The sequence below is a fragment of the Microbacterium sp. NPDC019599 genome, from assembly GCF_040632175.1.
In the GTDB taxonomy this organism is placed as follows: domain Bacteria; phylum Actinomycetota; class Actinomycetes; order Actinomycetales; family Microbacteriaceae; genus Microbacterium.
Genome location: NZ_JBEYBL010000011.1, coordinates 1 through 23,869, shown reverse-complemented (window position 1 = coordinate 23,869; position 23,869 = coordinate 1). Strand labels below are relative to the sequence as shown.

Here is a 23,869-nt window from a genome sequence, read left to right as displayed (position 1 = left end):
ATGGCGGCCGGCGGGGCCCTCGCGGATGGCGTCCTGTTCGGGAGGGGTCCCGAGCTGGAGCTCCTCGACGACCTGCTCGCCCGCGCCTCCGCGGGGGAGGCGCAGGCGATCCTCGTCTCCGGGCTCGTCGGCGTGGGGAAGACCTCCCTCGCTCGCCGTGCCGCGCAGCAGCGGACGGACGCGACCCTGCTCTTCGGCGCGTGCCTGCCGCTCGTCTCGATCGCCGTGCCTCTGCTCGGCGTGCGGAGCGTCCTGAGGTCCGCGCCGCCGGAGCTCGATGCGCCGGAAGTCCCCGAGGACGCGCCGACCGGGGACGTGCTCGTGCGGATCGACGATTGGCTGACGCGGCTGTGCGCCGAGGGGAGCGTCGCGCTGGTGCTCGACGACCTGCAATGGGCGGATCAGGGCACCCTCGACATCCTGACCTTCCTCATCGCCGGGCCTGTCGGGCGCCGGCTCGCGATCGTCGCGACGATCCGCACGGAGGAGGTGGCCGAGGCACACCGGCTCCAGCGATGGCTCGCCGACATCCGCCGACTGCCGCGGGTCACCGAGGTCGAGCTCGGTCCACTCGACCATGAGGCGACGGGTCGGCAGATCGCCGCGCTGCTCGGAGCGGAGCCTCACACGACGCTCGTCGACGACGTCCACGGCCACAGCGGCGGGAATCCGTACCTCAACCGGCTGATCGTGCAGGGGCTGTCGCCCACGGCGCGGCGGATCGACCTCGAGCTGCCGCGAGACCTCCGCGCGGCAGTGCTCAGCGCCTGGCGGCAGCTGTCGACGACAGCCCGCGAGGCGACCTCGGCGCTGGCCGTCGCGGGAGCGCCCCTCTCGCCCGCCGACCTCGGTCGCGCCGCGTCGATCGAGGGAGCCGAGAGCGCGATGACGGAGGCCGCCGACGCGGGGATCGTCGAGCGGAGACCTGGGGGTGCCGTGTGGTTCCGGCATCCCCTGACTCCCGAAGTGCTGGAGGAGGCGCTGCCGGCGGAGCGGAGCCGGGTCCTGCATGCGGCCTTCGCGACGTTCCTGGAGGCGCGGGGACCAGGGAGCGAACTGCCCACGATGACGGCCGTCGCGAGGCACAGGAGCCGCGGCGACTCTCCCTCCGCGGCGCTGGCCTCCGCACTGCGCGCCGCCGACGCGGCGGAACGGTCGGGTGCGTGGCGGGATGCTGCGCAGATGCTCGCTCTCGCAGACGAGGTCGTCGCGCCCGACGACGCGCAACGCCTCATGATGCTGCGGCGCCGCATCCGCGCCGCCGCCGAAGCAGGTCTGCTCGCGGAGGAGCTGGACGTCGTCGAGCGGCTCATCGCGATTCTGGAGGAGCCGGGATCGACCGCGGATCCCGCCGAGCTCGGCCGGCTCATGGTGCGGCGGATCCACCTGCGGGCCTCGAACGGGAAGTCGTTCTTCCTCCTCGAAGACGCGCAGCAGGCGCTCGCCGTGGCTGAGAAGGCCCCGGGCTCGAGCGCCCACGCTTTCGCACTCGCGGAGGCGGCACAGACCGGGACGTGGCACGAGGACCCTGAGGCGGTGCGGCACGCGCACGAGGCTCTGCGGCTCGCGCGCCGGCTGGATGACGACAGGACGCTGTCATACGCCCTCACAGCGAGTGCGATGCAGTGGATCGTCGCGAAGGGGGGTGTGCCCGCTCTCGCCCTCGCCTCCGAGGCCGCGGATGCCGCGCGCCGGGCGAGGGACTGGTGGGCCTTCTTCCACGCGACCCTGTGGGAGGGCAACGCGCAGGAGACGTGGTCGTCGGAGACGTTCGCTCTGAGCCTCGCGATGCGCAGGCTCCAGATGCAGGAGGACGGCGCTCCGCATGTCTACATCGCGACGATCGCCGCAGACGAGGCGATGTCGTGGTTCTGCGTTGGTCGGCCGGAGATCACCGCAGCCCGGCTTCGCGAGGCGTTCGCAGCCGACCCCGGCCCGTTCGGCGACGTCCACGCCCGGCTCACCGCCGCACGCTTCGCCACGTGGCAGGGGAGGCAGGCCGAGGCGGAGGCCCACCTGGCTCGCGCCGACGAGCTGCTCGGGACGAGTGGGGAATTCGCCGCGTTCGAGCTCGACGCGGTCCGCGCGGAGGTCCGGCTCGGTGCGGGCGACGCGCTCGGCGCCCTGGAGGCCGCTCGCCGCGGGATCGACACGGAGGGCCTCGCCCCGACGATGTGCGAGTGGCTCCTCCCGCTGGCCGCGCGGGCGATCGCCGATCGGATCGTCCTCACGAGGGATGCCGGTCAGGACGACTCGCCCCTGCTCGAGGAGCTCGCGGTGCTCGTGGCCGAGCATCCCGATATCATCCGCGACTTCGGCCAGTCCGAACCGATCTTGGAGCTGCAGATGACGGCGATGGCCGCGCTCTACGTGGCCGAGGTCGCGCGCGGCACCGCCGCTCCCGACGAGGGCGAGCTCTGGATCGCGGCCGCCGACGCACTCGTCGATGGCCAGCTGCCATGGGAGGAGTCGTACGCCCGACGGCACGCGGCCGAAGCGCTGCTCGTCCACGACGCGGACCGGGTGCGGGGAGCTGACCAGCTGCGCCGCGGCCTCGAGCTCGCCGATCGCCTCGGCGCGGCTCCCATCGCCGCCGATCTCCGCGCGCTCGCTCGTCGCGCGCGGATCGCGCTCGCCAAGCCCACCCAGGTCGACGGCGACCGGCTCGCGGCCGTCGTGTCGGTGACGCCGCGTGAGCGCGACATCCTGTCCCTCGTCATCGCGGGACGAACCTACGGAGAGATCGCCCGCGAGCTCTTCATCAGTGAGAAGACCGTCAGCACGCACATCTCGCACCTCCTCGACAAGACCGGGACGGCCAATCGGCTCGAGCTCGCCGGTTTCATCGAGCGCGCGATGACGACGCAGGATGCCTGATGGCGACGCGGAAGGAGGTTTGTAAGGGTCAATTAGTAAATGCTGTTGACAAAACAGCGGGATCCACGCCACTGTGAGGACGTTCGGTACCACAGAGCAGTGGAGAGGATCCCCCCATGCCCTCGATTCGCAGAACCGCAGCCGTGCTCGCGGCCGTGCTCGTCACGGCGGGCATCGCCGTCGCGGCGCCGGCCCAGGCATCGCCGCCCAAGCCGCCGAAGCCCGATGCGCCCGACAAGGTCGTGAGCGCGTATTTCACGGACTGGAGCGTCTACGGCCGCGGCTACTTCGTCAAGGACATCCCGGCAGACAAGCTCAATGTCATCCAGTACGCGTTCGGCGACGCCGTCTACGACCCGGCGACCGGGAACGTGGGCTGCAACGTCCTGGACCCGTGGGCCGACTACCAGCAGGTCTACTGGGGCGGCGAGAACTCGGTCGACGGCCAGCCCGACGACTTCGGCGCCAACGGGAACCTGTACGGCAACTTCAACCAGCTCAAGAAGCTCAAGGCCGCGCATCCGCACCTGAAGGTGGAGATCTCGCTCGGCGGCTGGACCAAGTCGAAGTGGTTCTCGACGCTCGCCTCGACCGCCGAACTGCGGCAGAAGTTCGCGGCGGCGTGCATCGACACGTTCATCAAGGGCAACCTGCCGACGGGAGGCTGGCCCGAGGATGCGGGCGGGCTCGGGGTTGCAGCGGGCATCTTCGACGGCATCGACCTCGACTGGGAGTACCCGACGGCCGTCGCCGACGGCAACTACAACGTGAGCCCCGCCGATCGGCGCAACGCGACGCTCCTGGCCGCCGAGTTCCGCAAGCAGCTGGACGCCTACGGCGCGACGACGGGCAAGCACTATCTCCTCACGGCCGCGCTGCCCGCCGCGACGAGCTCGACCAGGTACTACGAGCTCAAGGCGTTCGTGAAGCACCTGGACTGGGCGAACATCATGACGTACGACTTCAACGTCGCTTCGAGCCCGGTCGTCGCGCACAACACCTTGTTCACGCGGGACCCGAAGGACCCGAACGCCAAGAACCACACGTGGAACACCGTGGGCACGGTCGCGTACTACCTGGCCAACGGGGTGCCGGCGAACAAGATCGTGGTGGGCGTGCCGTTCTACGGCCAGCAGTACCTGCGGACCGGCAGCAAGAACAACGGCCTGTACACGCCGTTCGACAACACCGGCCTGGACCCGAACCAGCTCGTCGCGGATGTCGCGGTGCAGCCGTCGTTCCACGCGCTCGTGGAAGCAGGCTACGTGAGCGAGGACGGCAGGACGGGCGGCAACGGCTACCAGGTGGGGTGGAACAAGCTCGCAGGTGAGCCGTACCTGTACAGCGCCGCCGCGTCGCACCCGAACCTGACGACAGGTCCCGAGACCGTCCGGACGTTCATCGCCTACTCGAGCCCCGCCTCGATCGGCGAGCGCACGGCGCTCATCGAGAAGCTCGGACTCCGCGGCGCGATGGCGTGGGAGCTGAGCCAGGACTCCGACTCGGGAGCGCTGATCAGCGCGCTGGCACCGATCCTGGAGTGACGGCAGCGTCGGATGCCTCGGCCGCCTCGGTCGAGGCATCCGCTGTCTTCAGGTGCATGACGACGGCCGTCATCGCAGCGACGAGGCTCACGGCGAGCACCATGTGGATGTTGACGAGCACGATGGGAAGCCCCGTGCGGGCCTGCCAGAGACCCACGCCGATCTGGACGAGCTCGACGGCGAGGAGGAGGCCCGTCCACAGCCGCAGGCGCAGAGCCGGGGGAGTGCGCCACGAGGCGGCGAAGAGGACGAGCGTCAGGGCGAACAGGACGTACGCGGGCCACGCGTGGAGGTGCTGCCAGAGGACGGGGTCCAGGCCGTTGCGCGCCGCCGCGTCGTCGCCCGCGTGGGGACCGGCGCCAGTGAGCAGGATGCCGATGAGCACCGTGACGGCGACGGCGGCGCTCGTCACATGCGTGAGGATCGCGAACCCGCGCGACACGGCGCGCCGGCGCGGACCCGCGCCCCCGTACACGCGGCAGATGTAGGCGGCGGCGTTCGCGACGAGCGCCGCCGAGATGACGAAGTGGATGCCGACGAGGCTCGGCGGCAGGTGCAGCCACACGATGACGCCGCCCACGATGGCCTGCAGGATGATGCCGAGGCCGTTCGCGAGCGTGAGGGCGAAGAGCTCGGGCCGCTCGGCGCGCAGCCGGACGACCGAGAGGAAGGCCAGCGCCGCGATCACGATGAGGACGCCGGTGAGCGTGCGGTTGCCGAACTCGATGAGGCTGTGCCAGCTCAGCTCGGCGGTGGGCACGAGCGAGCCCTCGGTGCAGTACGGCCAGTTCGGGCATCCCATGCCGGAGCCGGTCAGCCGGACGAGTCCGCCGGTTCCCACGATCACGACGTTGCTGATGAGCACGAGCCACGCGAGGACACGCGTCCCGCGGCCGATCGTCGCGGGCAGACGGCTCCACAGGCGCTGCGGAAGACTCGGGCGGGTGGGGGCGCTCTCCTGAGCGGACATGGGATGTCGCCTCCTGACGAGCCCGCGACGAAGCGCGGGCAGGGGCCCGCGCGCGCCGGGCGACGACGCGAACCTGTAGAATCGAGGGGTTGAACGCGCGCGCTGCGAGCGCCGCGCATCACAGACAGTCTAGGCGCGCATGACGGCGCCGATTATGAAGGCCCAGCAGCGGCATCCCCCTTCCCCAACTCCAGGGAAGATCAGGAATGCCGGGGCGGATGACACCGTTTCGGCCTATGAGGAGAGTGTGACGATGTCCGATGTGCTGATCGATCGCCCCGAGCTCGACGGGCTGGGGGTGTACGAGTTCGGATGGCACGACGCCGACGCCGCCGGAGCCAGCGCGCGGCGCGGACTCTCCGAAGCAGTCGTCCGTGACATCTCGGGCCTCAAGAGCGAACCCGAGTGGATGCTCAAGAACCGGCTCAAGGGGCTGCAGCTGTTCGGCCGCAAGCCGATGCCGACGTGGGGCGCCGACCTCAGCGAGATCGACTTCGACAACATCAAGTACTTCGTGCGCTCGACCGAGAAGCAGGCGCAGTCGTGGGAGGACCTCCCCGAGGACATCCGCAACACGTACGAGCGGCTCGGCATCCCCGAGGCCGAGCGCCAGCGGCTCGTCGCCGGCGTCGCCGCGCAGTACGAGTCCGAGGTCGTCTACCACCAGATCCGCGAGGACCTCGAGGCGCAGGGCGTCATCTTCCTCGACACCGACACGGCTCTCAAGGAGCACCCGGAGTTCTTCGAGGAGTACTTCGGCACCGTCATCCCCGCCGGCGACAACAAGTTCGCGGCGCTGAACACGGCGGTGTGGTCGGGCGGCTCGTTCGTCTACGTCCCGAAGGGCGTGCACGTCGAGATCCCGCTGCAGGCGTACTTCCGGATCAACACCGAGAACATGGGCCAGTTCGAGCGGACGCTCATCATCGCCGACGAGGACTCGTACGTCCACTACATCGAGGGCTGCACGGCGCCGATCTACAAGAGCGACTCGCTGCACTCGGCCGTGGTCGAGATCATCGTGAAGAAGAACGCGCGCGTGCGCTACACGACGATCCAGAACTGGTCGAACAACGTCTACAACCTCGTCACGAAGCGCGCCGTCGCCCACGAGGGCGCGACGATGGAGTGGATCGACGGCAACATCGGGTCCAAGGTCACGATGAAGTACCCGTCGATCTTCCTGATGGGCGAGCACGCGAAGGGCGAGACCCTCTCGGTCGCGTTCGCGGGCCCGGGTCAGCACCAGGATGCCGGCGCCAAGATGATCCACATGGCGCCGTACACGCAGTCGTCGATCGTCTCGAAGTCGATCGCCCGCGGCGGCGGACGCGCCGGCTACCGCGGCGAGGTCCGCGTCGACGCCAACGCGCACCACTCGGCCAACACCGTGCGCTGCGACGCCCTGCTGGTCGACACGATCTCGCGCTCGGACACCTACCCGGCGATCGACATCCGCGTCGACGACGTCCAGCTCGGCCACGAGGCGACCGTCTCGAAGGTCAGCGAAGAGCAGCTGTTCTACCTGCAGTCGCGCGGGCTCCCCGAGGACGAGGCGATGGCCATGATCGTCCGCGGGTTCATCGAGCCGATCGCGCGCGAATTGCCCATGGAGTACGCCCTCGAGCTGAACAAGCTCATCGAGATGGGCATGGAAGGATCCGTCGGCTAGATGACGACCACTGCTGAGGCACCTCAGGTGGTGCCGGGTTCCCGAGCGCACTCAGACGGGGCCGGCGCCTTCGTGCCCGTCCAGACCCGCTCCGAGCGCCCCCACTCGTACCACCCCGCCGACTTCGGCGTGCCGACCGGGCGCGAGGTCAACTGGCGCTACACGCCCGTCGACCGGCTCGCCCCCCTGTTCCAGGATGTGGCCGGCCCGCACGGCGTGATCGAGGTCGACGTCCAGGCGCCCGAGGGCGTCGAGCAGTCCCGCCTCCCGCACGGCGCGGCACCGCGCGGCGAGGTCTTCCGTCCCGAGGACCTCCCGAGCGCGATCGCGTGGTCGCAGGAGCCCGAGGCTCCGCTCGTGCGCATCGCCGCCGATGCCGAGCTCGATGAGCCCGTCATGGTCAACCTCACCGGCACGGGCGGTCTCGCGCACGCGCACGTCGTCGTCGAGGCGGGCCCGAACTCCCGTGCGACGGTCGTCTTCCGTCACACCGGGACGGCGCAGCACGCGCAGAACGTCGAGATCCTCGTCCGCGACGGGGCTCGCCTGACCGTCATCTCGGTGCAGGAATGGGCGGATGACGCCATCCACCTCTCGTCGCACCAGGCCCGCGTCGAGAAGGACGCGTACCTGCGGCACATCGTCGTGAGCTTCGGCGGCGGCGTGGTCCGTGTCAACCCCTCGATCGAGCTCGCCGGCCCCGGCTCCGAGGCCGAGCTGTACGGCCTGTCGTACTCCGACGCCGGGCAGCACCTGGAGAGCCAGGTCTACCTCCACCACAAGGGCGAGCACACGAAGGGCGACGTCCTGTACAAGGGCGCCCTGCAGGGTTCGGGCGCCCGCAGCGTCTGGATCGGCGACGTCCTCATCGGACCGGATGCTGTCGGCACCGACTCGTACGAGGCAAACCGCAACCTCGTCCTCACGGACGGCGCCCGCGCCGACTCGGTGCCGAACCTCGAGATCGAGACGGGCGACATCCTCGGCGCCGGCCACGCGAGCGCGACGGGCCGGTTCGACGACGAGCAGCTGTTCTACCTGCAGGCGCGCGGGATCACGGAGGACGAAGCCCGCCGCCTCGTCGTCATCGGATTCCTCAGCGAGATCGTGCAGAAGATCGGCGTGCCGCAGATCGAGCAGGAGCTCGCCGAGGCCATCGAGCGCGAGCTCGCGGAAGGAGCAGCGGCATGACCGCCACGCGTGTGTGTGCACTCAGCGAGCTCGAGCAGGACTCGGCGCGACGCGTCGAAGTCGACGGCGTCCCGATGGCCGTCGTGCTGGACTCGAACGGCGAGGTGCACGCGATCGGCGACACCTGCACGCACGGCGACATCTCGCTCTCCGAAGGCTTCGTCGACGGCGACACGCTCGAATGCTGGGCCCACGGCTCGGCGTTCTCGCTGCGCACCGGCAAGCCCCTCAACCTCCCCGCGTACGAGCCGGTCCCGGTCTACGCCGTCACGATCGAGGGCGATGACGTGCTCATCGACCCTGCCGTGACCAAGTAAGCGAACTGAGAAGGAAACCATGTCTGTTCTCGAGATCCGAGACCTCCATGTCACCGTCGAGACCGACGAGGGCACGACGCCGATCCTCAACGGCGTGACCCTGACGGTGCAGACGGGTCAGACCCACGCCATCATGGGCCCCAACGGCTCGGGCAAGTCGACCCTCGCGTACACGATCGCGGGCCACCCGAAGTACACCGTGACGAGCGGCTCCATCACGCTCGACGGCGAGGACGTCCTCGAGATGACCGTCGACGAGCGCGCCCGCGCGGGCCTCTTCCTCGCGATGCAGTACCCCGTGGAGATCCCGGGCGTCACCGTCACGAACTTCCTGCGCACGGCCAAAACCGCGGTCGACGGCGAGGCGCCCTCGATCCGCACGTGGACGAAGGACGTCAAGGAGGCCATGAAGCACCTGCGCATGGACTCCAAGTTCGCGCAGCGCAACGTCAACGAGGGCTTCTCCGGCGGCGAGAAGAAGCGTCACGAGATCCTCCAGCTCGAACTCCTCAAGCCAAAGATCGCCGTCCTCGACGAGACCGACTCGGGCCTGGACGTCGACGCACTCAAGATCGTGTCGGAGGGCGTCAACCGCGCCAAGGGCGAGACGAACCTCGGCGTGCTGCTCATCACGCACTACACGCGCATCCTCCGCTACATCCACCCCGACTACGTCCACGTCATGGTCGCGGGCCGCATCGTCGAAGAGGGCGGCCCCGAGCTCGCCGAGCGTCTCGAGAACGAGGGCTACGACCGGTTCCTCGAGCCGCTGGCCGGAGCCGCCGCCGACGCCGAGGCGTAGGATCGCGAATATGACCGCGACGCTCACACCCGAGAAGTTCGACGAGGTCACCGAAGCGCTGAAGGACGTCATGGATCCCGAGCTCGGGATCAACGTCGTCGATCTCGGCCTCATATACGACCTCGCATGGGATGACGAGAACGATGCCCTCGTCATCCACATGACGCTCACGTCGGCGGGCTGCCCGCTGACCGACGTGCTCGAGGAGCAGACGGCGCAGGCCCTCGACGACATCGTGGAGCGGTTCCGCATCAACTGGGTGTGGATGCCGCCGTGGGGACCGGAGCGGATCACCGACGACGGGCGCGACATGATGCGCGCGCTCGGCTTCGCCATCTAGGTCCGCCGTCGAACACTGACCATGTGCCACACTCGGCACATGGGTGGGGTGTTCCGCCGGCGTGCCGGCCTGCTTGTCGTGGCTGCCTCCGTCGCCGGCCTCACGGCGTGCACGATGCCGGCGGCGCCCGCCGCGTCGTCGAGCGCGGCATCCGCTCCCGTCGATGAGAACCCCGGCGTCGATGCGCTCTCGCACGTGACGCAGGCGCGCGTCGACGCGGCGATCGAGGACCTCCCGGCATCCGTGGAGGCCGCGATGGACGCGACGGGGACGCCGGGCATCGCCGTGGGCGTCGTGTACGGCGACGAGCTCCGCTTCGCGCAGGGCTATGGCGTCCGCGACGTCGACACGGGCGATCCCGTCGATCCCGACACGGTGTTCGCGATCGCGTCCGTGTCGAAGTCGGTCGGCATGACGGTCGTCGCGCGACTGATCGACGAGGGCGTCGTCGCGTGGGACACGCCCGTCGCCGACAACCTCGACGGCTTCGCGCTGTCCGACCCGTACGTCGAGTCGCACGTCACGATCGGCGACATGTACGCGCACCGGTCGGGACTCTACGAGCACGCCGGCGACGAGCTCGAGGAGATCGGGTACGACCGCGACACGATCATCGAGCGGCTGCGGCACATCCCGCTCGAGCCGTTCCGCACGACGTACCACTACGGCAACTTCGACATCACGACGGCGGCGGAGTCGGTCGCGCAGGCGGCCGGCGAGGACTGGGCCGACCTGTCTGAGCGGCTCCTCTACGAGCCGCTCGGCATGGACTCCACGAGCTCGCGCTTCTCCGATCTCGAGCAGCGCGAGGACCGCGCGCTCGGACATGTCGAGGTCGACGGCGAGTGGATCGTGAATCGGGATCAGCGGCAGCCCGACGAGCAGTCGCCGGCCGGCGGAGTGAGCTCGAGCGTCGCCGACCTCGCGATCTGGACGCGGATGCTGCTGAACCAGGGTGAGGTAGACGGCGAGACGTTCATCGACTCGGCGACGCTCCTGCCCGCCATGTCGCCGCAATCGGTGTCGGCGCCCGCGCCGGTCCTCGGCTCGCGGTCGGGCTTCTACGGCTACGGCCTCAACGTCAGCACGACGGCCGGCGGGATGGTCGACGTCAATCACTCCGGCGCGTTCGCCCTCGGCACCGGCACGATCGTCAAGATGCTGCCCGCGGCGGGCCTCGGGGTCATCGTCCTCGCAAACGCCTCCGCCAATGGGGTCGTCGAGGGCATCGCGAGCCGGTTCATGGACATCGCCCAGTTCGGCCAGGAGCGCCGGAACTGGCTCGACCTCTTCACCGGCGTGTTCGCGCGGATGAACGTGCCCTCGGGCGAGCTCGTGGGCCAGGCGCCGCCGGCGGATCCAGACCCTGCCCGGCCGCTCGCCGAGTACGAGGGCGAGTACGCGAACGACTACTTCGGCCCCGCCACGGTGTCGGTGACAGGTGACGCGCTCGAGCTCCGGCTGGGGCCCGCGGGCCGATGGCCGCTCGAGCACTGGGACGGCGATGTCTTCGTGTTCCGGCCGGAGAGCGAGAACGCGCTGCCGGGGAGCATCTCGCAGGCGACGTTTGACGGCGACGCGCTCGTGCTCGAGTACTTCGACAAGGAGCATCTCGGGACGTTCGAGCGCTGACACCGCGCGACGTCGGGCTGCGCCGCGGTGCGGCGCGTCCAGTCGGGATGAAACGCGGCGAAACACGCCGGAGGGCAGCATCCGGCACCCTCGTTAGGCTCTTCTGGTGAGCGTCACCCCCCTCCAGGCCCTGCCGATCGATGAGCTGCGACAGCGGTCCAGCACGAAGTGGCGCAAGTATCCGCAGGACATCCTGCCATTCTTCGTCGCCGAGATGGACTACGCGCTCGCACCGGCGATCACGCGCGTCCTCGCGCGGGCCGTCGAGCTGGGCGACACGGGGTACACGCCGCCGGATCCCGGCATCCGCGAATCGTTCGTGGGGTTCGCCGAGCGCCGGTTCGGCTGGACGGTCGACCCCGAGACGGTGTTCTGGACTGCCGACGTCATGATGGGCGTCGTCGAGATCCTGCGCGCCGTGACATCGCCCGGTGACCGCGTCGTCGTGACGACGCCCGTCTACCCGCCGTTCTTCGACACCGTCGAGGAGGCCGGCGCCGTCGTCGAGCGCGTGCCGCTCGCACGGTCCGAGGCGGGGTGGGAGCTCGACCTGCTCGGCATCGAGGCGGCCCTCGCCGGCGGCGCCCGGGCGGTCCTGCTGTGCAACCCGCACAACCCCACGGGGACGGTGCACACGAAGGAGAGCCTCGCGGCGCTCGCCGACATCGCGGCGGGCTTCGGGGCGACCGTGATCTCGGACGAGATCCACGGCCCGCTCGCCCACGGCGAGGTGCCGTTCACGCCGTTCCTCGCGGTCTCGGACACGGCGCGCCGCGTCGGCTACGCCGTCACCAGCGCGAGCAAGACCTACAACCTCGCGGGGCTCAAGTGCGCCGTCATGGTCGGCGGGACCGCTGAGCAGGCGAAGGTCCTGCGGGCGCTTCCGTGGGAGGTCGAGTGGCGCACGGGACTGTTCGGCGCGCTCGCCAACAACGCCGCCTTCGCGCCCGAGAGCGACGAGTGGCTCGACAGCCTCCTCGCCGCCCTCGACGCCAACCGCCGCCTCCTCGCGGACCTCCTCGCGGAGCACCTGCCCGAGGCGGTCTACAGGGTTCCGGATGCCGGATTCCTCGCGTGGGTCGACGTCTCGGCGTACGGGTGGGGCGACAACCCTGCGACCGAGCTGCGCCGCAAGGCGCGCGTCGCGTTCCACCACGGGCCCCTCTTCGGAGACGAGGGCAAGGGCCACATCCGCATCAACTTCGCCTGTTCCCCCGAGATGCTCCGCGAGGCGATCGAGCGCGTGGGCGCTCTCGTCGGCAGGTGAGCTCCGAGGCCACGCGCGCGTCCTCGATCTGGGATCCCGCGCACATCTGGGTGACGATCGGCGCCGTCGCCCTGATCTTCCTCGCCGCGATGCAGTCGCTCGCGGTCACGACGGTGATGCCGGTCGTGAGCGACGACCTCGACGGGGCGGCGCTGTACGCCATCGCCTTCTCGGGAACGCTCGCCACGAGCGTCATCGGCATGGTCGCCGTCGGCGCCTGGAGCGACCGCTCGGGACCCGTGTGGCCGCTCACTGTCTCGGTGGGACTCTTCGTCGCGGGCCTCGTCGTCGCGGGCCTGGCGCCGACGATGGACGTCCTCGTCGTCGGGCGGCTCGTGCAGGGGCTCGGGACGGGCGGGCAGACCGTCGCGCTGTACGTCGTCGTTGCCCGGGTGTTCCCGCCCGCGCTGCACGGCCGCGTGTTCGCCGCCTTCTCGGCCGCGTGGGTCGTGCCGTCGCTCATCGGGCCCTTCCTGGCCGGAGCCGTCGCGGAGTACCTCCACTGGCGGTGGGTGTTCCTCGGCGTCGCGGCGCTCACGGTCGTCGCGTTCGCGATGGTCGCGACGCGCCTGTGGGGGATGCCGCTGGAGACGCAGCATCCGTCCTCCGACCCCATCGGCCCGCGCCTCGCGTGCGCAGTCGCCGTCGCCGTCGGAGCCCTGGCTCTGAGCCTGGCGGGAGAGCTCGGGCAGTTCGCGGGACTCGTGGTCGCGGCATCCGTCCTCGTCATAACTTTCGCCGCACGGCCGCTGCTGCCGCGGCGCACCCTGACGGCCGGACGCGGCCTGCCGAGCGTCGTGCTCATGCGCGGTCTCATCGCCGGCTCGCTCTTCGGCGCCGAGATCTACGTGCCGTACCTGCTCATCGACGAGTACGGCTTCTCGCCGACGTGGGCGGGACTCGGACTCACGGCCGCGGCGCTCGCGTGGGCCGTCGCCGCCGACCTGCAGGGGCGGTTCGGCGACCGGATCGGCAACACGCGAATCGCGGTGATCGGGACCGTCCTGCTCTGCGCCGCGACCCTCAGCGCCGCAGCGACGGCGGCGTGGCTGCTGCCGCCCGCGGTCGTCATCGGCGGGTGGGCGCTCGCCGGTGCCGGCATGGGGCTCATGTACCCGCGGCTCACGGTGCTGACGCTCGCCTACTCCACGCCGCAGAACCAGGGCTTCAACTCGTCGGCGCTGTCGATCTCGGATTCCGTGGGGTCGGCGACCTCGATAGCCGTCATGGGCCTCGCGTTCACGGCCCTCGCGGGGACGGATGCCGGTTTCCCCGCCGTCTTCGTCATCGCCGCCGCGCTCGCGCTCCTCGCGCTCGTCCCGGGCCTGCGGCTCGGGCACGCGCACGAGGCGCGGCCGTAGCCGCCCGCCGTGGCGTCCTAGACCTCGGCCTTGCCGAGCCTCCAGTACCCCATGAACGCGATGGCGCGGCGGTCGACGCCTTGCTCCGTCACGAGGTGGCGGCGCAGCGACTTGATGGCGCTCGCCTCGCCAGCGAGCCACGAATAGAGCGGCGCGCTCTTGAGCGCCGCGCCGCCCTTCGCGGTGCGCGGGACCTCCCACAGGATGTCGTGGTCGATGTCGATCTCGGACACCTCGGCGCCCCGCCCTGCGGGCGCGAGGACTGCCGCCGCCTCCTGGACGGCGGGCACGAGATGGCTGTGGCGGGGCCGGTCCTCGCGCGCGCCCACCCGGATGTCGAAGCCGGGATGCTGCGGCAGGTAGGCGACGTCGTCGGGATGCGGCACCTCGAGCACGACGGTGCCGCGGGCATCGCGGGGCAGCTGCTCGAGGATCACGGCGATCGCGGGGGCCGCGGTCTCGTCGCCGGCGAGGAGGATCTGCTCGGAGTGGGCAGGCGGCACGAAGTCGATGCCGTAGCTGATGCCGCGGTGGGCCGTCGTCGGCGCGAGGATCAGGACCTCGTCGCCGACGGAGGCGCCCGCGATCCAGGCCGAGGCGGGCCCCTGCACGTCGTGCGCGACCATGTCGATGTCGACCTCGCCCACGTCGTTGCGCACCTGACGCGTCGTGTAGGTGCGGAACGGCGGGCGCTCGTCCTCGGGCAGCTCGCGCCAGTCGGTGTACCAGTCGTCGCCCTGCGGCATGGCGTCCAGCCCCAGCGTCTCCGTCGGGAAGACGACCTTGATGCGCTGGTCGAATCCGGGGTCGCCGTAATCGGCGAGGTCGTCGCCGCCGAACGTGAAGCGCCGGAAGCTCGGCGTGAGGTCGGTGATCCGGACGACGCGGGCGCGGAAGAACCGGAGAGCAGAGGCGGTGGCGGTGGCGGTCATCGGCGGTCTCCTGCGGGGGTGGGCTCGGCGGGTGCGACATGGTGCCGACCGCGGGGGAGGACGATCGGGCAGCCCGACACGGGGTCGGGGACGACGAGGCTGTCGAGGTCGAAGACCTCGCGGATGAGGTCTGCGGTCACGACGTCGCGGGGGGCGCCGCTGGCGACGAGGCGGCCGCCGCGCAGCGCGAACACGTGGTCGGCGTAGCGCGCGGCGAGGTTGATGTCGTGCAGCACCATGGCGATCGTCGTGCCGCGCTCGCGGTTGAGGTCGGTGAGCAGGTCGAGCACCTCGATCTGGTGCGCGACGTCGAGGAACGTCGTGGGCTCGTCGAGCAGCAGGATGTCGGTCTGCTGCGCGAGGGCCATCGCGATCCACACGCGCTGGCGCTGCCCGCCCGACAGTTCGTCGACGGAGCGGTCGGCGAGGTCGGCGGTGCCAGTCGCCTCGAGCGACTGCGCGACCACCTCGTAGTCGTTCGCGCTCCATCGGGCGAGCAGCTTCTGGTGCGGGTGGCGTCCGCGGCCGACGAGGTCGGCGACCGCGATGCCCTCAGGTGCGATGGGGCTCTGCGGCAGGAGGCCGAGCGTGCGCGCGACCTCCTTCGTCGGACGGCTGTGCAGGTCCTTGCCGTCCAGCACGACCTGCCCCGCCCGCGGGGTGATGAGGCGGGCGAGCGCACGCAGCAGCGTCGACTTGCCGCATCCGTTCGCCCCCACGATGGCGGTGATGCGCCCGGGAGGGAGCTGCAGGTCGAGGCCCTCGATGACAGGGCGCTCGCCGTAGGCGAGGGTGAGCGACTGCGCGGACAGGAGATGGGGTTCGGTCACAGCGAGCCTCCGGAGCGGTTCGTCCTGATGAGGAGGTAGACGAGGTACGGCGCGCCGAGGACGCCCGTGACGACGCCGACGGGGTAGCGGTTCGCGAAGGCGAACTGGCCGATGAGATCGGCGACGAGGACGAGCAGCGCCCCGACCAGCCCCGCGGGCACGAGGAGTGATCCACCGGGCCCCACGAGACGCGCGGCGATCGGCCCGGCCATGAACGCCAGGAACGCGATGGGCCCGGTGGCCGCCGTCGCGAACGCGAGGAGGCCGACGGCGGCGACGAGGAGCAGGATGCGCGTCCGTGGGACGTTGACGCCGAGGCTGGCTGCCGTGTCGTCGCCGAGGCGGAGCATGTCGAGACCGGAGCTCTGCGTGAGCATCGTCGGGACGAGGACGGCGCACGCGATCGCGAGGGGGATCACGGCCCCCCAGGTCGCGCCGTTGAGGCTGCCGGTGAGCCACTGCATGGCCGTCTGGAGGTCCCACGCGGCGGCCTTGGAGAGGACGTACGTGATGACGCTGTCGAGCATCGCGGCGACGCCGATGCCGATGAGGATGAGCCGCGCGCCGGCGAAGCCGCCCCGGTGCGACAGGAGGTAGATGGCCGCGGCCGTCAGGAGCGCGCCGCCCAGCGCGAGGAACGACACGGCGGTCTCGTCCAGGCCGAGCAGCACGATGCCGAAGACGGCCGCCGCGCTCGCGCCCGCGTTGATCCCGATGATGTCGGGCGAGGCGAGCGGATTGCGCAGCATCGTCTGGAAGGTGACGCCCGCGATGCCGAACGCGAAGCCGGCGAGGAGGCCCAGGGTGGCGCGGGGCAGGCGCAGTTCCCCGACGGTGAACGAGGCGCCCGGCACGGTCTGGCCCAGGATCACCTGCAGCACCTCGGCAGGGGAGTAGAAGGTCTGCCCGATCATCAGCGAGAGCGCGAAGACGGCGATCGTGAGCACCGCGAGCACAGCGATCGTGCTCCGGCGGCTGCGCACGCGGCGGCGGCGGCCCGTGACGACGGTCTGCACGCTCACAGTTCACGCACCTTCTGACGGCGGACGATCCAGATGAAGAAGGGGGCGCCGATGAAGGCCGTCACGATGCCGACCTCGATCTCTTCGGGGCGCGCGACGACGCGGCCGACGACGTCCGAGGCGACCAGCAGCGCGGCCCCCGCGATCGCCGCGAAGGGCAGGAGCCAGCGGTGGTCGGTGCCGACGAGGAGGCGGCAGAGGTGCGGGATGACGAGGCCCACGAACGCGATGGGCCCCGCGACGGCGACGGCCGCGCCGCAGAGGATGACGGCACCCGCAGACGAGATGAGGCGCGTGCGGGCGACGTGCTCCCCGAGCCCCGCCGCGACGTCGTCGCCGAGTGCGAGCGAGTTCATGCCGCGGGCGGTCGCGAAGCAGATGACGGCCCCGACGGCGAGGACGGGCAGCACGGCGGCGATCCGGTCCCACGTCGCGCCGCCGACGCCGCCGATCTGCCAGAAGCGGAAGGTCTCCATGACATCGACGCGGGGGAGCATGATCGCGCTCACGAGCGACATGAAGGCAGCGGATGCCGCGGCCCCCGCGAGCGCGAGTTTGAGGGGCGTCGCGCCGCCGCGGCCGATCGAGCCGACGGCGTAGACGAAGACGGCGGCGCCCGCGGCCCCCGCGATCGCGAAGCCCATCATCGGGTACGGCGCCGAGACGCCGAACAGCGTGATGCCGATGACGACCGCGAGCGCCGCGCCGCCCGAGACGCCGAGGATGCCGGGATCGGCGAGGGGATTGCGGGTCACGGCCTGCATCGCGCTGCCGGCGAGGGCGAGCGCGGCGCCGACCAGGATCGCAAGGACGGTGCGGGGAATCCGTGCAACGACGGCGGCCTCCTCGACCGTCGTCACGTGTCCGGACAGACCCGCGAGGATGTCCCCCACGCCCACGGCGCGGACGCCGAGAGCGACGGAGGCGACGCACAGCAGCGCGAGCAGGATCGCCGACGCGACGAACCACGCGAGTCGCACCGCCGCCGAGCGCCGCAGTGTCGCGGTGCTCGGCGGCGGCGTGCGAGTCAGCGTCGTGCTCAAGCGGCCGGCTCGAGAGCGCTCGCGAGGAGCGCGAAGTAGTCGTCGATGCCCCAGCTGATCGAGAGGGGCGACGGGTTGGCCGAGGCGGCCAGCGGCGTCGAGTTCTCGAGGATCGCGATCTGGCCGCTCGCGATGGCGGGGATCTGGGACAGGAGCGGGTCGGCCTGCAGCTGGTCGATGATCGCACCGTCGGCCTCGCCGTAGGTCACGAAGACGTCGACGTCGTCGAACCGGTCCGCCTCCTCGGCGCTCACCGTGACGTAGAAGAGGTCGGTCTTCGCCGACTCCTCCTCGACGACGGCGGGCTGGGGGAGGCCGAGGCTCGCGAGGAAGCCCGGACGGGTGTCGTGGCTCGTGTAGAAGCCGACCTGGCTGAAGTCCGCCGGGTCGATGTAGGAGAAGAGCAGCGAAGACCCGGCGAGCTCGGGGTAGTCGGCGAGCGCGGCTTCGACCTCGGCGTGGAGATCGTCGATGAGCTGGTCGCCCTCGTCGGCCAGACCGATGGCCTCGGAGTCGAGACGGATCATGTCCTCGTAGGACGTGCCCCACGCGACGTCTGGGTAGGCGACGACGGGCGCGATCTTCGACAGCGTGTCGTATTCCTCCTGCGTAAGGCCCGAGTAGGCGGCGAGGATGACGTCGGGCGCCGTGTCGGCGACCGCCTCGAAGTCGATGCCGTCCGTCTCGTCGAAGAGCACGGGCGTCTCGGCGCCGAGCTCCTCGAGCTTGTCCTCGACCCAGGGGAGGACGCCGTCGTTGTCGTCGTCGCCCCACGTCGCCTTGCTCATTCCCACCGGCACGACTCCGAGCGCGAGCGGCACCTCGTGGTTGGCCCACGCGACGGTGGCGATGCGCTCGGGCTTCTCGGTGATCGTCGTCTCGCCGTAGGCGTGCTCGATCGTCACGGGGAAGACGCCCGCACCCGCCGCATCGTTCGTCGTGTCGTCGGATGCCTCGGCGCCCGCGCAGCCGGCGAGAGCGAGGGCGGCGATCCCGGTCAGGGCGAGGGCGGCGGCGGAACGGGTGTGGGGCACGGGACTCTCCGGGTTTCGATGCTGTGTGCGGGCTCGAGGCTCGCGGTAAGGACAGCCTTACTTTAGTTAGGACATCCTTCGCGCGCCAACCCGAGTCGTCATGTTTCGGTTCCTGTGGGGTTGCTGGGAAACATGAGAGGAAGATTAGACAGGGGTTATTCTTTTGATAGTTCCGGCATAGAGACGTCTTATTGCACACTCAAGCCTTGATTACCCGATCAAGACGCGCCTATTACGATCGAAGGAGATCACATGAACCGCACCACCAAGCTGGTGGCCGCAACCGCGCTCGCCGCAGCCGCACTGATGTGCACGACGACGGCCGCAAACGCCTACACCCTGACCCCGGCCGGTACAGGGTTCATCGGGAAGGGTGAGGTCCAGACCGTGCTCGGCCTGAACAACGCAGCGCTGCAGAAGGCCGTCGACAACGGCACGCTGGCATTCACCAGCAAGCAGGGTGTCTCGCAGGCCGTCTCGCAGGCCGCCACCCAGGCGGGTACGGAGGCCGGCACGCAGAAGGGCGTGCAGGGCGGCACGCAGTCGGCCACGCAGTCCGGCACGCAGACCGTGTCGTGGGACCTGTCGTGCACGATTGACAACAAGAACAAGCAGTTCCACCGCGAGGGCACGCGTGACGGCGTGCGCGCCGGCACCGCCGTCGGCTCCCGCACCGCCAAGCGCGACGCGGTTCGCGACGCCTCGCGTGACGGCGTTCGTACGGGCACCCGCTCCGGCGTCGTCGCAGGTGTCGTCAACGCTGACATCGACGCGAAGGCCCGCAAGACCGGTCAGTGGACCGGCTGGAACATCAAGGGCGTCACGAACTCCGTGACCACCATGGCCAGCACGCCTAGCTGGGACGAGCCGACGCAGTTCGGCAACTGGGAGTTCGGCGGTTGGTCGGAGGACGGCGCCTGGTCGGACGACGGCGACTGGGTCTTCGGCGAGTACGAGTTCGGCGACTACGCCTTCGGCGACGTGACGTGGGGTGGCTGGCAGAACGAGCCCGGTGAGGCTCCTGGCGACTGCGACCGAGGCAACGAGAAGGCCACCGACATCGTCGAGACCTTCACTTATGGCGTGGCCGTCGACGGTGCGATCACGCCCGGCGCGGTCACGGCCGGTGACGTCACCGAGGGCGACGTCACCGAGGGTGACATTGCCGAGGGTGACATCACGTACATCGACCCGGTGGAGAACGTCGGTGCTCCGACGTTCGGCGCCGTCGCGCTGTTCGTCAACGGCAAGCAGCTCCCGGCTCTCTGAGCCTCGCTCGCTGCGCTGGCACGCGCGAAGCCCCCGGTCCGGGAGGGAACCGGGGGCTTCGTCGTGTCATCCGCGCGCCGGCTCGTCGAGCCGGCGCAGCGCGATCAGGACTTCTTGCTCGCGTCCGCCTTCCGCACGAGCGCCCACGCGCCCGGGATGATGAGGGCCGCGAGGGCCGCCTTGATGAGGCCCCCCACGATGAAGGGCCACAGACCCGCGTCGAGGATCTCGCCGAAGGTGAGGCCGAGGCCCATCACCGAGTTGAGGATGAAGGCGAGGTACGGCACGCCGAAGACGAAGGGCATGACGCTCGCGAGGGCGAAGCCCGCGAACGCGAGGAGGGGCTTGCGGTCCCAGGCGCGCTCGGCGAACCAGCCCGCGACGAAGGCCGACGCGATGAAGCCGATGATGAAGCCGAAGCTGGGCTTGCCGATCGCGGCGACCGTGCCGGTGAAGCCCGCGAAGACCGGGAGGCCCGCGAGGCCCACGAGCATGTAGGTCGTGAGCGCGATGGCGCCGCGCCACGCGCCGAGCGCGGCTCCGACGACGATGACGCCGAGCGTCTGGCCCGTGATCGGGACGGGCCACAGGGGGATCTCGACCTGGGCGAGCAGCGCGACGATCGCTGCGCCCGCGACGACGAGACCCGCGTCCAGGGCGAACGCGTACGCGCGGCGGGAGGGGCGGCTGATGAGGTCGGCGAGCACGGGGCGGCGGCCCGGGGCGGCGGCGATGGCGGACATGGAGCTCCTTGGCTTCGGTTCTCGCGAGGCTCGCGGGAAGGGGAAGGGCGGTGTCGCGACTTATACTAGGGGGCTGGCCATCGGCCGCTTTTGCACCCATCCACCTAAGGAAACGGACGTCCGCTGTGCTCGCCGTGCACGATCTCGAGATCCGCGTGGGCGCCCGCGTGCTCATGTCCGACGTCTCGTTCCGCGTCTCGGACGGCGACAAGATCGGACTCGTGGGCCGCAACGGCGCCGGCAAGACGACCCTCACGAAAGTGCTCGCGGGTGATGTCATCCCCGCTGACGGCAGGGTCGAGCGCTCCGGTGAGCTCGGGTATCTGCCGCAGGATCCGCGCTCCGGCGACCCCGAGATGATGGCGCGCACGCGCATTCTGGACGCCCGCGGCCTCGGCACGCTCGCGATCGGGATGCACGAGGCATCCCTCGCCATGGGGTCCGATGACGAAGCCGTCGCGACACGCGCGATGCGCAAGTACGCCAACCTCACCGAGCGCTTCGAAGCGCTGGGCGGATATGCGGCCGAGGCCGAGGCGGCGTCGATCGCCCACAACCTGTCCCTCCCGGATCGCATCCTCGACCAGCCCCTCAAGACGCTGTCGGGCGGTCAGCGCCGCCGCATCGAGCTCGCCCGCATCCTCTTCTCGGACGCACAGACGATGATCCTCGACGAGCCGACCAACCACCTCGACGCCGACAGCGTCGTGTGGCTGCGCGAGTTCCTCAAGGGCTACAAGGGCGGGCTCATCGTGATCTCGCACGACGTCGAGCTCGTCGGCGAGACCGTCAACCGCGTCTTCTACCTCGACGCCAATCGCCAGGTCATCGACGTCTACAACATGAACTGGAAGAACTACCTGCGTCAGCGGGTGGCCGATGAGGAGCGCCGCAAGAAGGAGCGCGCCAACGTCGAGAAGAAGGCGACCGTGCTGCAGCAGCAGGCCGCCCGGTTCGGCGCCAAGGCGTCGAAGGCGGCGGCCGCGCATCAGATGGTCGCGCGCGCCGAGAAGATGCTCGCGGGTCTGGATGAGGTCCGCCAGGAGGAGCGCGTCGCGAAGCTGCGCTTCCCCAAGCCCGCGCCCTGCGGCAAGACGCCCCTCATGGCGTCCGGCCTGTCGAAGTCGTACGGCTCGCTGGAGATCTTCACGGATGTCGACCTCGCGATCGACCGCGGGTCGAAGGTCGTCATCCTGGGCCTGAACGGCGCGGGCAAGACGACGCTGCTGCGCATCCTGGCGGGCGTCGACCAGCCCGACACGGGGCAGCTCGAGCCCGGCCACGGCCTCAAGATCGGCTATTACGCGCAGGAGCACGAGAACCTCGACGTCAACCGCTCGGTGCTCGAGAACATGATGTCGGCCGCCCCCGACATCAACGCGACCGAGGCCCGCAAGGTGCTCGGGTCGTTCCTGTTCACCGGCGATGACGTCCTCAAGCCCGCGGGGGTGCTCTCGGGCGGCGAGAAGACCCGGCTCTCGCTCGCGACGCTCGTCGTCTCGAGTGCCAACATGCTGCTGCTCGACGAGCCGACGAACAACCTCGATCCCGCCTCACGCGAGGAGATCCTCGGCGCCCTCGCGCACTACGAGGGCGCCGTCGTCCTCGTCTCGCACGACGAGGGCGCCGTCGAGGCGCTCAATCCCGAGCGGGTCCTCATCCTCCCGGACGGCGTCGAGGACATCTGGGGCCGCGACTACGCGGACTTGGTCACGCTCGCGTGACCAAGAAGTCCGGTGGTTGAGTAGCCGCGGCTTCAGCCGCGGCGTATCGAAACCGGTCACGCTCGCCCGACAGCGGTCCACCGCCCCCGCTTCATCTCCGTCGAACGCCGGTCTCGGCATCGGCGGTTTCTAACTCCCAGTGCAACACCTCGGTTTGAGGAGGTTGCAGGTGGGGAAGAGGATTCCGTGGGAGGTTCGTGCGGCGGGCTACTCGGCGTTGCTTCGTGGGGATGCGGCGGTCGAGGTCGCTGATGCGCTGGGCGTGTCGGACGGCACGGTGCTGGACTGGGCGAGTCTGGTGGGCATGACGTTTCGTGCTCCGCGTCGGGGTGGTGGTATCGAGCGGTTGCCGATGGCGGATCCGCCGCCGACGCCGGGCCGCCGGTATCGACGGTTGACGCTCGCGGATCGGGCGGTGATCGAGACGGCGATGGCGATGCCGGAGCGGTGGTCGGTCCGGCGGATCGCGGCGCATCTGGGTGTGGCGCCTTCGACGGTGTCCCGGGAGATTCGTCGGCATCACGTCGAGGACGGTTTGGGTCGACACCGCTCGGGGCGGGAGCGTCGTTATCACGCCGGGGTGGCGCATCACCAGACTGTCGCGATGCGGCGGCGCACGCGGCGACGGAAGCTGGATGACCCGATACTGCGGGAGCAGGTCGTGTCAGGGTTGAACGGCCGGTGGTCTCCGCGGGAGGTCGCCGGCCGGTTGCAGCTGACCTTCCCCGACCGGCCGGAGATGCACGTGTCGCACGAGACGATCTACCAAGCCCTCTACGTGCAGGGCAAGGGATCGCTGCGTGCCGAGCTGGTCGTGACGAAGGCGCTGCGTTCGGGGCGCACGCAGCGGATCCCGAGGTCGAATCTGCCGCCCCGGGACACCCGGCCGTGGCTGGACGGCGCACGGCTGACAGACCGGCCCGCGGAAGCCGAGGACCGGGCCGTCCCGGGACACTGGGAATCTCAATGGAGATGTCAAGCCGCGATCGGGAGACTGCCGGCGGGTTCGGCGTAGGCCGTACTGTCGCGGAGCATCGCCCAGATCACGTTGATGCGGCGGCGCGCGAGGGCTATGAGCGCTTGCTTGTGCGACTTGCCTTCGGCGCGTTTGCGATCGTAGAACGCGCGAGACGAAGGACTGTTCTTCAGGCTCGATAGCGCGGCGAGGTAGCAGGTTCGCAGCAGTCGCCGGTTGAAGCGTCGGGGGAGCCTGACCCGGTTTCCCGGACGGTTCTTGTGTGTTGATCATGCCGCGACTTCGGCGGCGGTGTGAAGGTCTTCGAACTCGGCGGGGCTGAG

General features: G+C 70.1%; 20 protein-coding genes and 1 pseudogene. 13 read left to right on the top strand and 8 right to left on the bottom strand.

What is annotated here, in order from left to right; all coding sequences use genetic code 11:
* Together ABZ477_RS16550 and ABZ477_RS16545 are read left to right on the top strand one after the other, a co-directional pair.
* On the top strand, positions 1–2,877 hold the full coding sequence (locus tag ABZ477_RS16550; RefSeq protein ID WP_360135426.1) for an AAA family ATPase: 2,877 nt from the start codon (positions 1–3) through the stop codon (positions 2,875–2,877).
* Positions 2,878–2,993: 116 nt separating this feature from the next.
* Positions 2,994–4,421, top strand: a complete 1,428-nt coding sequence (locus ABZ477_RS16545) for a glycoside hydrolase family 18 protein (RefSeq protein WP_360135424.1) — start codon at positions 2,994–2,996, stop codon at positions 4,419–4,421.
* Here the strand turns inward: ABZ477_RS16545 and ABZ477_RS16540 are convergent.
* On the bottom strand, positions 4,393–5,391 hold the full coding sequence (locus ABZ477_RS16540) for a COX15/CtaA family protein (protein ID WP_360135422.1): 999 nt from the start codon (positions 5,389–5,391) through the stop codon (positions 4,393–4,395). The two genes, ABZ477_RS16545 and ABZ477_RS16540, sit on opposite strands and share 29 nt — an antisense overlap.
* A 253-nt stretch (positions 5,392–5,644) precedes the next feature.
* On the opposite strand from ABZ477_RS16540, the gene sufB reads away from it, so the two are divergent.
* The 8 genes from sufB (at position 5,645) to ABZ477_RS16500 (ending at position 13,973) form a co-directional block, all read left to right on the top strand.
* A complete protein-coding gene (gene sufB / locus ABZ477_RS16535) occupies positions 5,645–7,063 on the top strand; it encodes a Fe-S cluster assembly protein SufB (protein WP_360135420.1) in 1,419 nt (472 codons plus the stop codon).
* Complete coding sequence (gene sufD, locus ABZ477_RS16530) at positions 7,064–8,254, top strand: Fe-S cluster assembly protein SufD (protein ID WP_360135418.1); 1,191 nt, start codon at positions 7,064–7,066, stop codon at positions 8,252–8,254.
* On the top strand, positions 8,251–8,571 hold the full coding sequence (locus tag ABZ477_RS16525) for a non-heme iron oxygenase ferredoxin subunit (protein ID WP_360135415.1): 321 nt from the start codon (positions 8,251–8,253) through the stop codon (positions 8,569–8,571). The genes sufD and ABZ477_RS16525 overlap by 4 nt, the downstream gene beginning before the upstream one ends.
* Positions 8,572–8,590: 19 nt before the next feature.
* Positions 8,591–9,373: a Fe-S cluster assembly ATPase SufC gene (gene sufC / locus ABZ477_RS16520; protein ID WP_360135413.1), complete on the top strand. Its 783-nt coding sequence runs from the start codon at positions 8,591–8,593 to the stop codon at positions 9,371–9,373.
* 10 nt (positions 9,374–9,383) lie between these two features.
* Entirely contained in the window at positions 9,384–9,713 is a 330-nt protein-coding gene (locus ABZ477_RS16515) for a metal-sulfur cluster assembly factor (protein ID WP_243075132.1), read from the top strand.
* A 39-nt stretch (positions 9,714–9,752) separates the two neighbouring features.
* Entirely contained in the window at positions 9,753–11,345 is a 1,593-nt protein-coding gene (locus ABZ477_RS16510; RefSeq protein WP_360135410.1) for a serine hydrolase, read from the top strand.
* A 106-nt stretch (positions 11,346–11,451) separates the two neighbouring features.
* Positions 11,452–12,612: an aminotransferase class I/II-fold pyridoxal phosphate-dependent enzyme gene (locus ABZ477_RS16505; RefSeq protein WP_360135408.1), complete on the top strand. Its 1,161-nt coding sequence runs from the start codon at positions 11,452–11,454 to the stop codon at positions 12,610–12,612.
* Positions 12,609–13,973, top strand: coding sequence for an MFS transporter (locus ABZ477_RS16500; RefSeq protein ID WP_360135406.1), 1,365 nt, complete (start codon positions 12,609–12,611; stop codon positions 13,971–13,973). The genes ABZ477_RS16505 and ABZ477_RS16500 overlap by 4 nt, the downstream gene beginning before the upstream one ends.
* Positions 13,974–13,990: 17 nt before the next feature.
* Here ABZ477_RS16500 and ABZ477_RS16495 read toward each other — a convergent pair whose 3' ends face one another.
* From ABZ477_RS16495 to ABZ477_RS16475, 5 genes are read right to left on the bottom strand one after another with little or no spacing between them, the layout of a single operon-like run.
* Positions 13,991–14,905, bottom strand: coding sequence for a siderophore-interacting protein (locus ABZ477_RS16495; protein WP_360135404.1), 915 nt, complete (start codon positions 14,903–14,905; stop codon positions 13,991–13,993).
* A complete protein-coding gene (locus tag ABZ477_RS16490; protein WP_360135402.1) occupies positions 14,902–15,735 on the bottom strand; it encodes an ABC transporter ATP-binding protein in 834 nt (277 codons plus the stop codon). The genes ABZ477_RS16495 and ABZ477_RS16490 overlap by 4 nt, the downstream gene beginning before the upstream one ends.
* Positions 15,732–16,751 carry an iron chelate uptake ABC transporter family permease subunit gene (locus ABZ477_RS16485; protein WP_360135697.1) on the bottom strand — a complete coding sequence of 340 codons (1,020 nt, stop codon included), beginning with the start codon at positions 16,749–16,751 and terminating at the stop codon, positions 15,732–15,734. The genes ABZ477_RS16490 and ABZ477_RS16485 overlap by 4 nt, the downstream gene beginning before the upstream one ends.
* Positions 16,752–16,753: 2 nt before the next feature.
* Positions 16,754–17,800, bottom strand: coding sequence for an iron ABC transporter permease (locus ABZ477_RS16480; protein WP_360135400.1), 1,047 nt, complete (start codon positions 17,798–17,800; stop codon positions 16,754–16,756).
* Positions 17,797–18,834 carry an iron-siderophore ABC transporter substrate-binding protein gene (locus ABZ477_RS16475; protein ID WP_360135398.1) on the bottom strand — a complete coding sequence of 346 codons (1,038 nt, stop codon included), beginning with the start codon at positions 18,832–18,834 and terminating at the stop codon, positions 17,797–17,799. Before ABZ477_RS16475 ends, ABZ477_RS16480 begins: the two co-directional genes overlap by 4 nt.
* A gap of 252 nt (positions 18,835–19,086) precedes the next feature.
* On the opposite strand from ABZ477_RS16475, the gene ABZ477_RS16470 reads away from it, so the two are divergent.
* Positions 19,087–20,103: a hypothetical protein gene (locus tag ABZ477_RS16470; RefSeq protein WP_360135396.1), complete on the top strand. Its 1,017-nt coding sequence runs from the start codon at positions 19,087–19,089 to the stop codon at positions 20,101–20,103.
* Positions 20,104–20,207: 104 nt separating this feature from the next.
* Here ABZ477_RS16470 and ABZ477_RS16465 read toward each other — a convergent pair whose 3' ends face one another.
* A complete protein-coding gene (locus ABZ477_RS16465) occupies positions 20,208–20,846 on the bottom strand; it encodes a biotin transporter BioY (protein ID WP_360135394.1) in 639 nt (212 codons plus the stop codon).
* A gap of 125 nt (positions 20,847–20,971) precedes the next feature.
* Here ABZ477_RS16465 and ABZ477_RS16460 point away from each other — a divergent pair, with 125 nt between their 5' ends.
* Together ABZ477_RS16460 and ABZ477_RS16455 are read left to right on the top strand one after the other, a co-directional pair.
* The gene (locus ABZ477_RS16460; protein ID WP_360135392.1) at positions 20,972–22,570 is read left to right on the top strand and encodes an ABC-F family ATP-binding cassette domain-containing protein; all 1,599 of its coding nucleotides are present in this window, start codon (positions 20,972–20,974) and stop codon (positions 22,568–22,570) included.
* A gap of 169 nt (positions 22,571–22,739) precedes the next feature.
* On the top strand, positions 22,740–23,585 hold the full coding sequence (locus tag ABZ477_RS16455; RefSeq protein ID WP_360135390.1) for an IS30 family transposase: 846 nt from the start codon (positions 22,740–22,742) through the stop codon (positions 23,583–23,585).
* On the opposite strand, the pseudogene ABZ477_RS16450 reads toward ABZ477_RS16455, so the two are convergent.
* Positions 23,546–23,776: pseudogene (locus ABZ477_RS16450) on the bottom strand (IS110 family transposase); the annotation flags it as partial. The gene ABZ477_RS16455 and the pseudogene ABZ477_RS16450 overlap by 40 nt on opposite strands.
* Positions 23,777–23,869 lie beyond the last annotated feature (93 nt).

Bases quoted from the DNA above. Each gene is read 5' to 3' on its own strand.
- ABZ477_RS16510 (WP_360135410.1), top strand. From the start codon at position 9,753: ATGGGTGGGGTGTTCCGCCGGCGTGCCGGCCTGCTTGTCGTGGCTGCC.
- ABZ477_RS16550 (WP_360135426.1), top strand. From the start codon at position 1: ATGGCGGCCGGCGGGGCCCTCGCGGATGGCGTCCTGTTCGGGAGGGGT.
- sufD (WP_360135418.1), top strand. From the start codon at position 7,064: ATGACGACCACTGCTGAGGCACCTCAGGTGGTGCCGGGTTCCCGAGCG.
- ABZ477_RS16525 (WP_360135415.1), top strand. From the start codon at position 8,251: ATGACCGCCACGCGTGTGTGTGCACTCAGCGAGCTCGAGCAGGACTCG.
- ABZ477_RS16465 (WP_360135394.1), bottom strand. From the start codon at position 20,846: ATGTCCGCCATCGCCGCCGCCCCGGGCCGCCGCCCCGTGCTCGCCGAC.
- ABZ477_RS16470 (WP_360135396.1), top strand. From the start codon at position 19,087: ATGAACCGCACCACCAAGCTGGTGGCCGCAACCGCGCTCGCCGCAGCC.
- ABZ477_RS16515 (WP_243075132.1), top strand. From the start codon at position 9,384: ATGACCGCGACGCTCACACCCGAGAAGTTCGACGAGGTCACCGAAGCG.
- ABZ477_RS16495 (WP_360135404.1), bottom strand. From the start codon at position 14,905: ATGACCGCCACCGCCACCGCCTCTGCTCTCCGGTTCTTCCGCGCCCGC.
- sufC (WP_360135413.1), top strand. From the start codon at position 8,591: ATGTCTGTTCTCGAGATCCGAGACCTCCATGTCACCGTCGAGACCGAC.
- ABZ477_RS16545 (WP_360135424.1), top strand. From the start codon at position 2,994: ATGCCCTCGATTCGCAGAACCGCAGCCGTGCTCGCGGCCGTGCTCGTC.
- sufB (WP_360135420.1), top strand. From the start codon at position 5,645: ATGTCCGATGTGCTGATCGATCGCCCCGAGCTCGACGGGCTGGGGGTG.
- ABZ477_RS16540 (WP_360135422.1), bottom strand. From the start codon at position 5,391: ATGTCCGCTCAGGAGAGCGCCCCCACCCGCCCGAGTCTTCCGCAGCGC.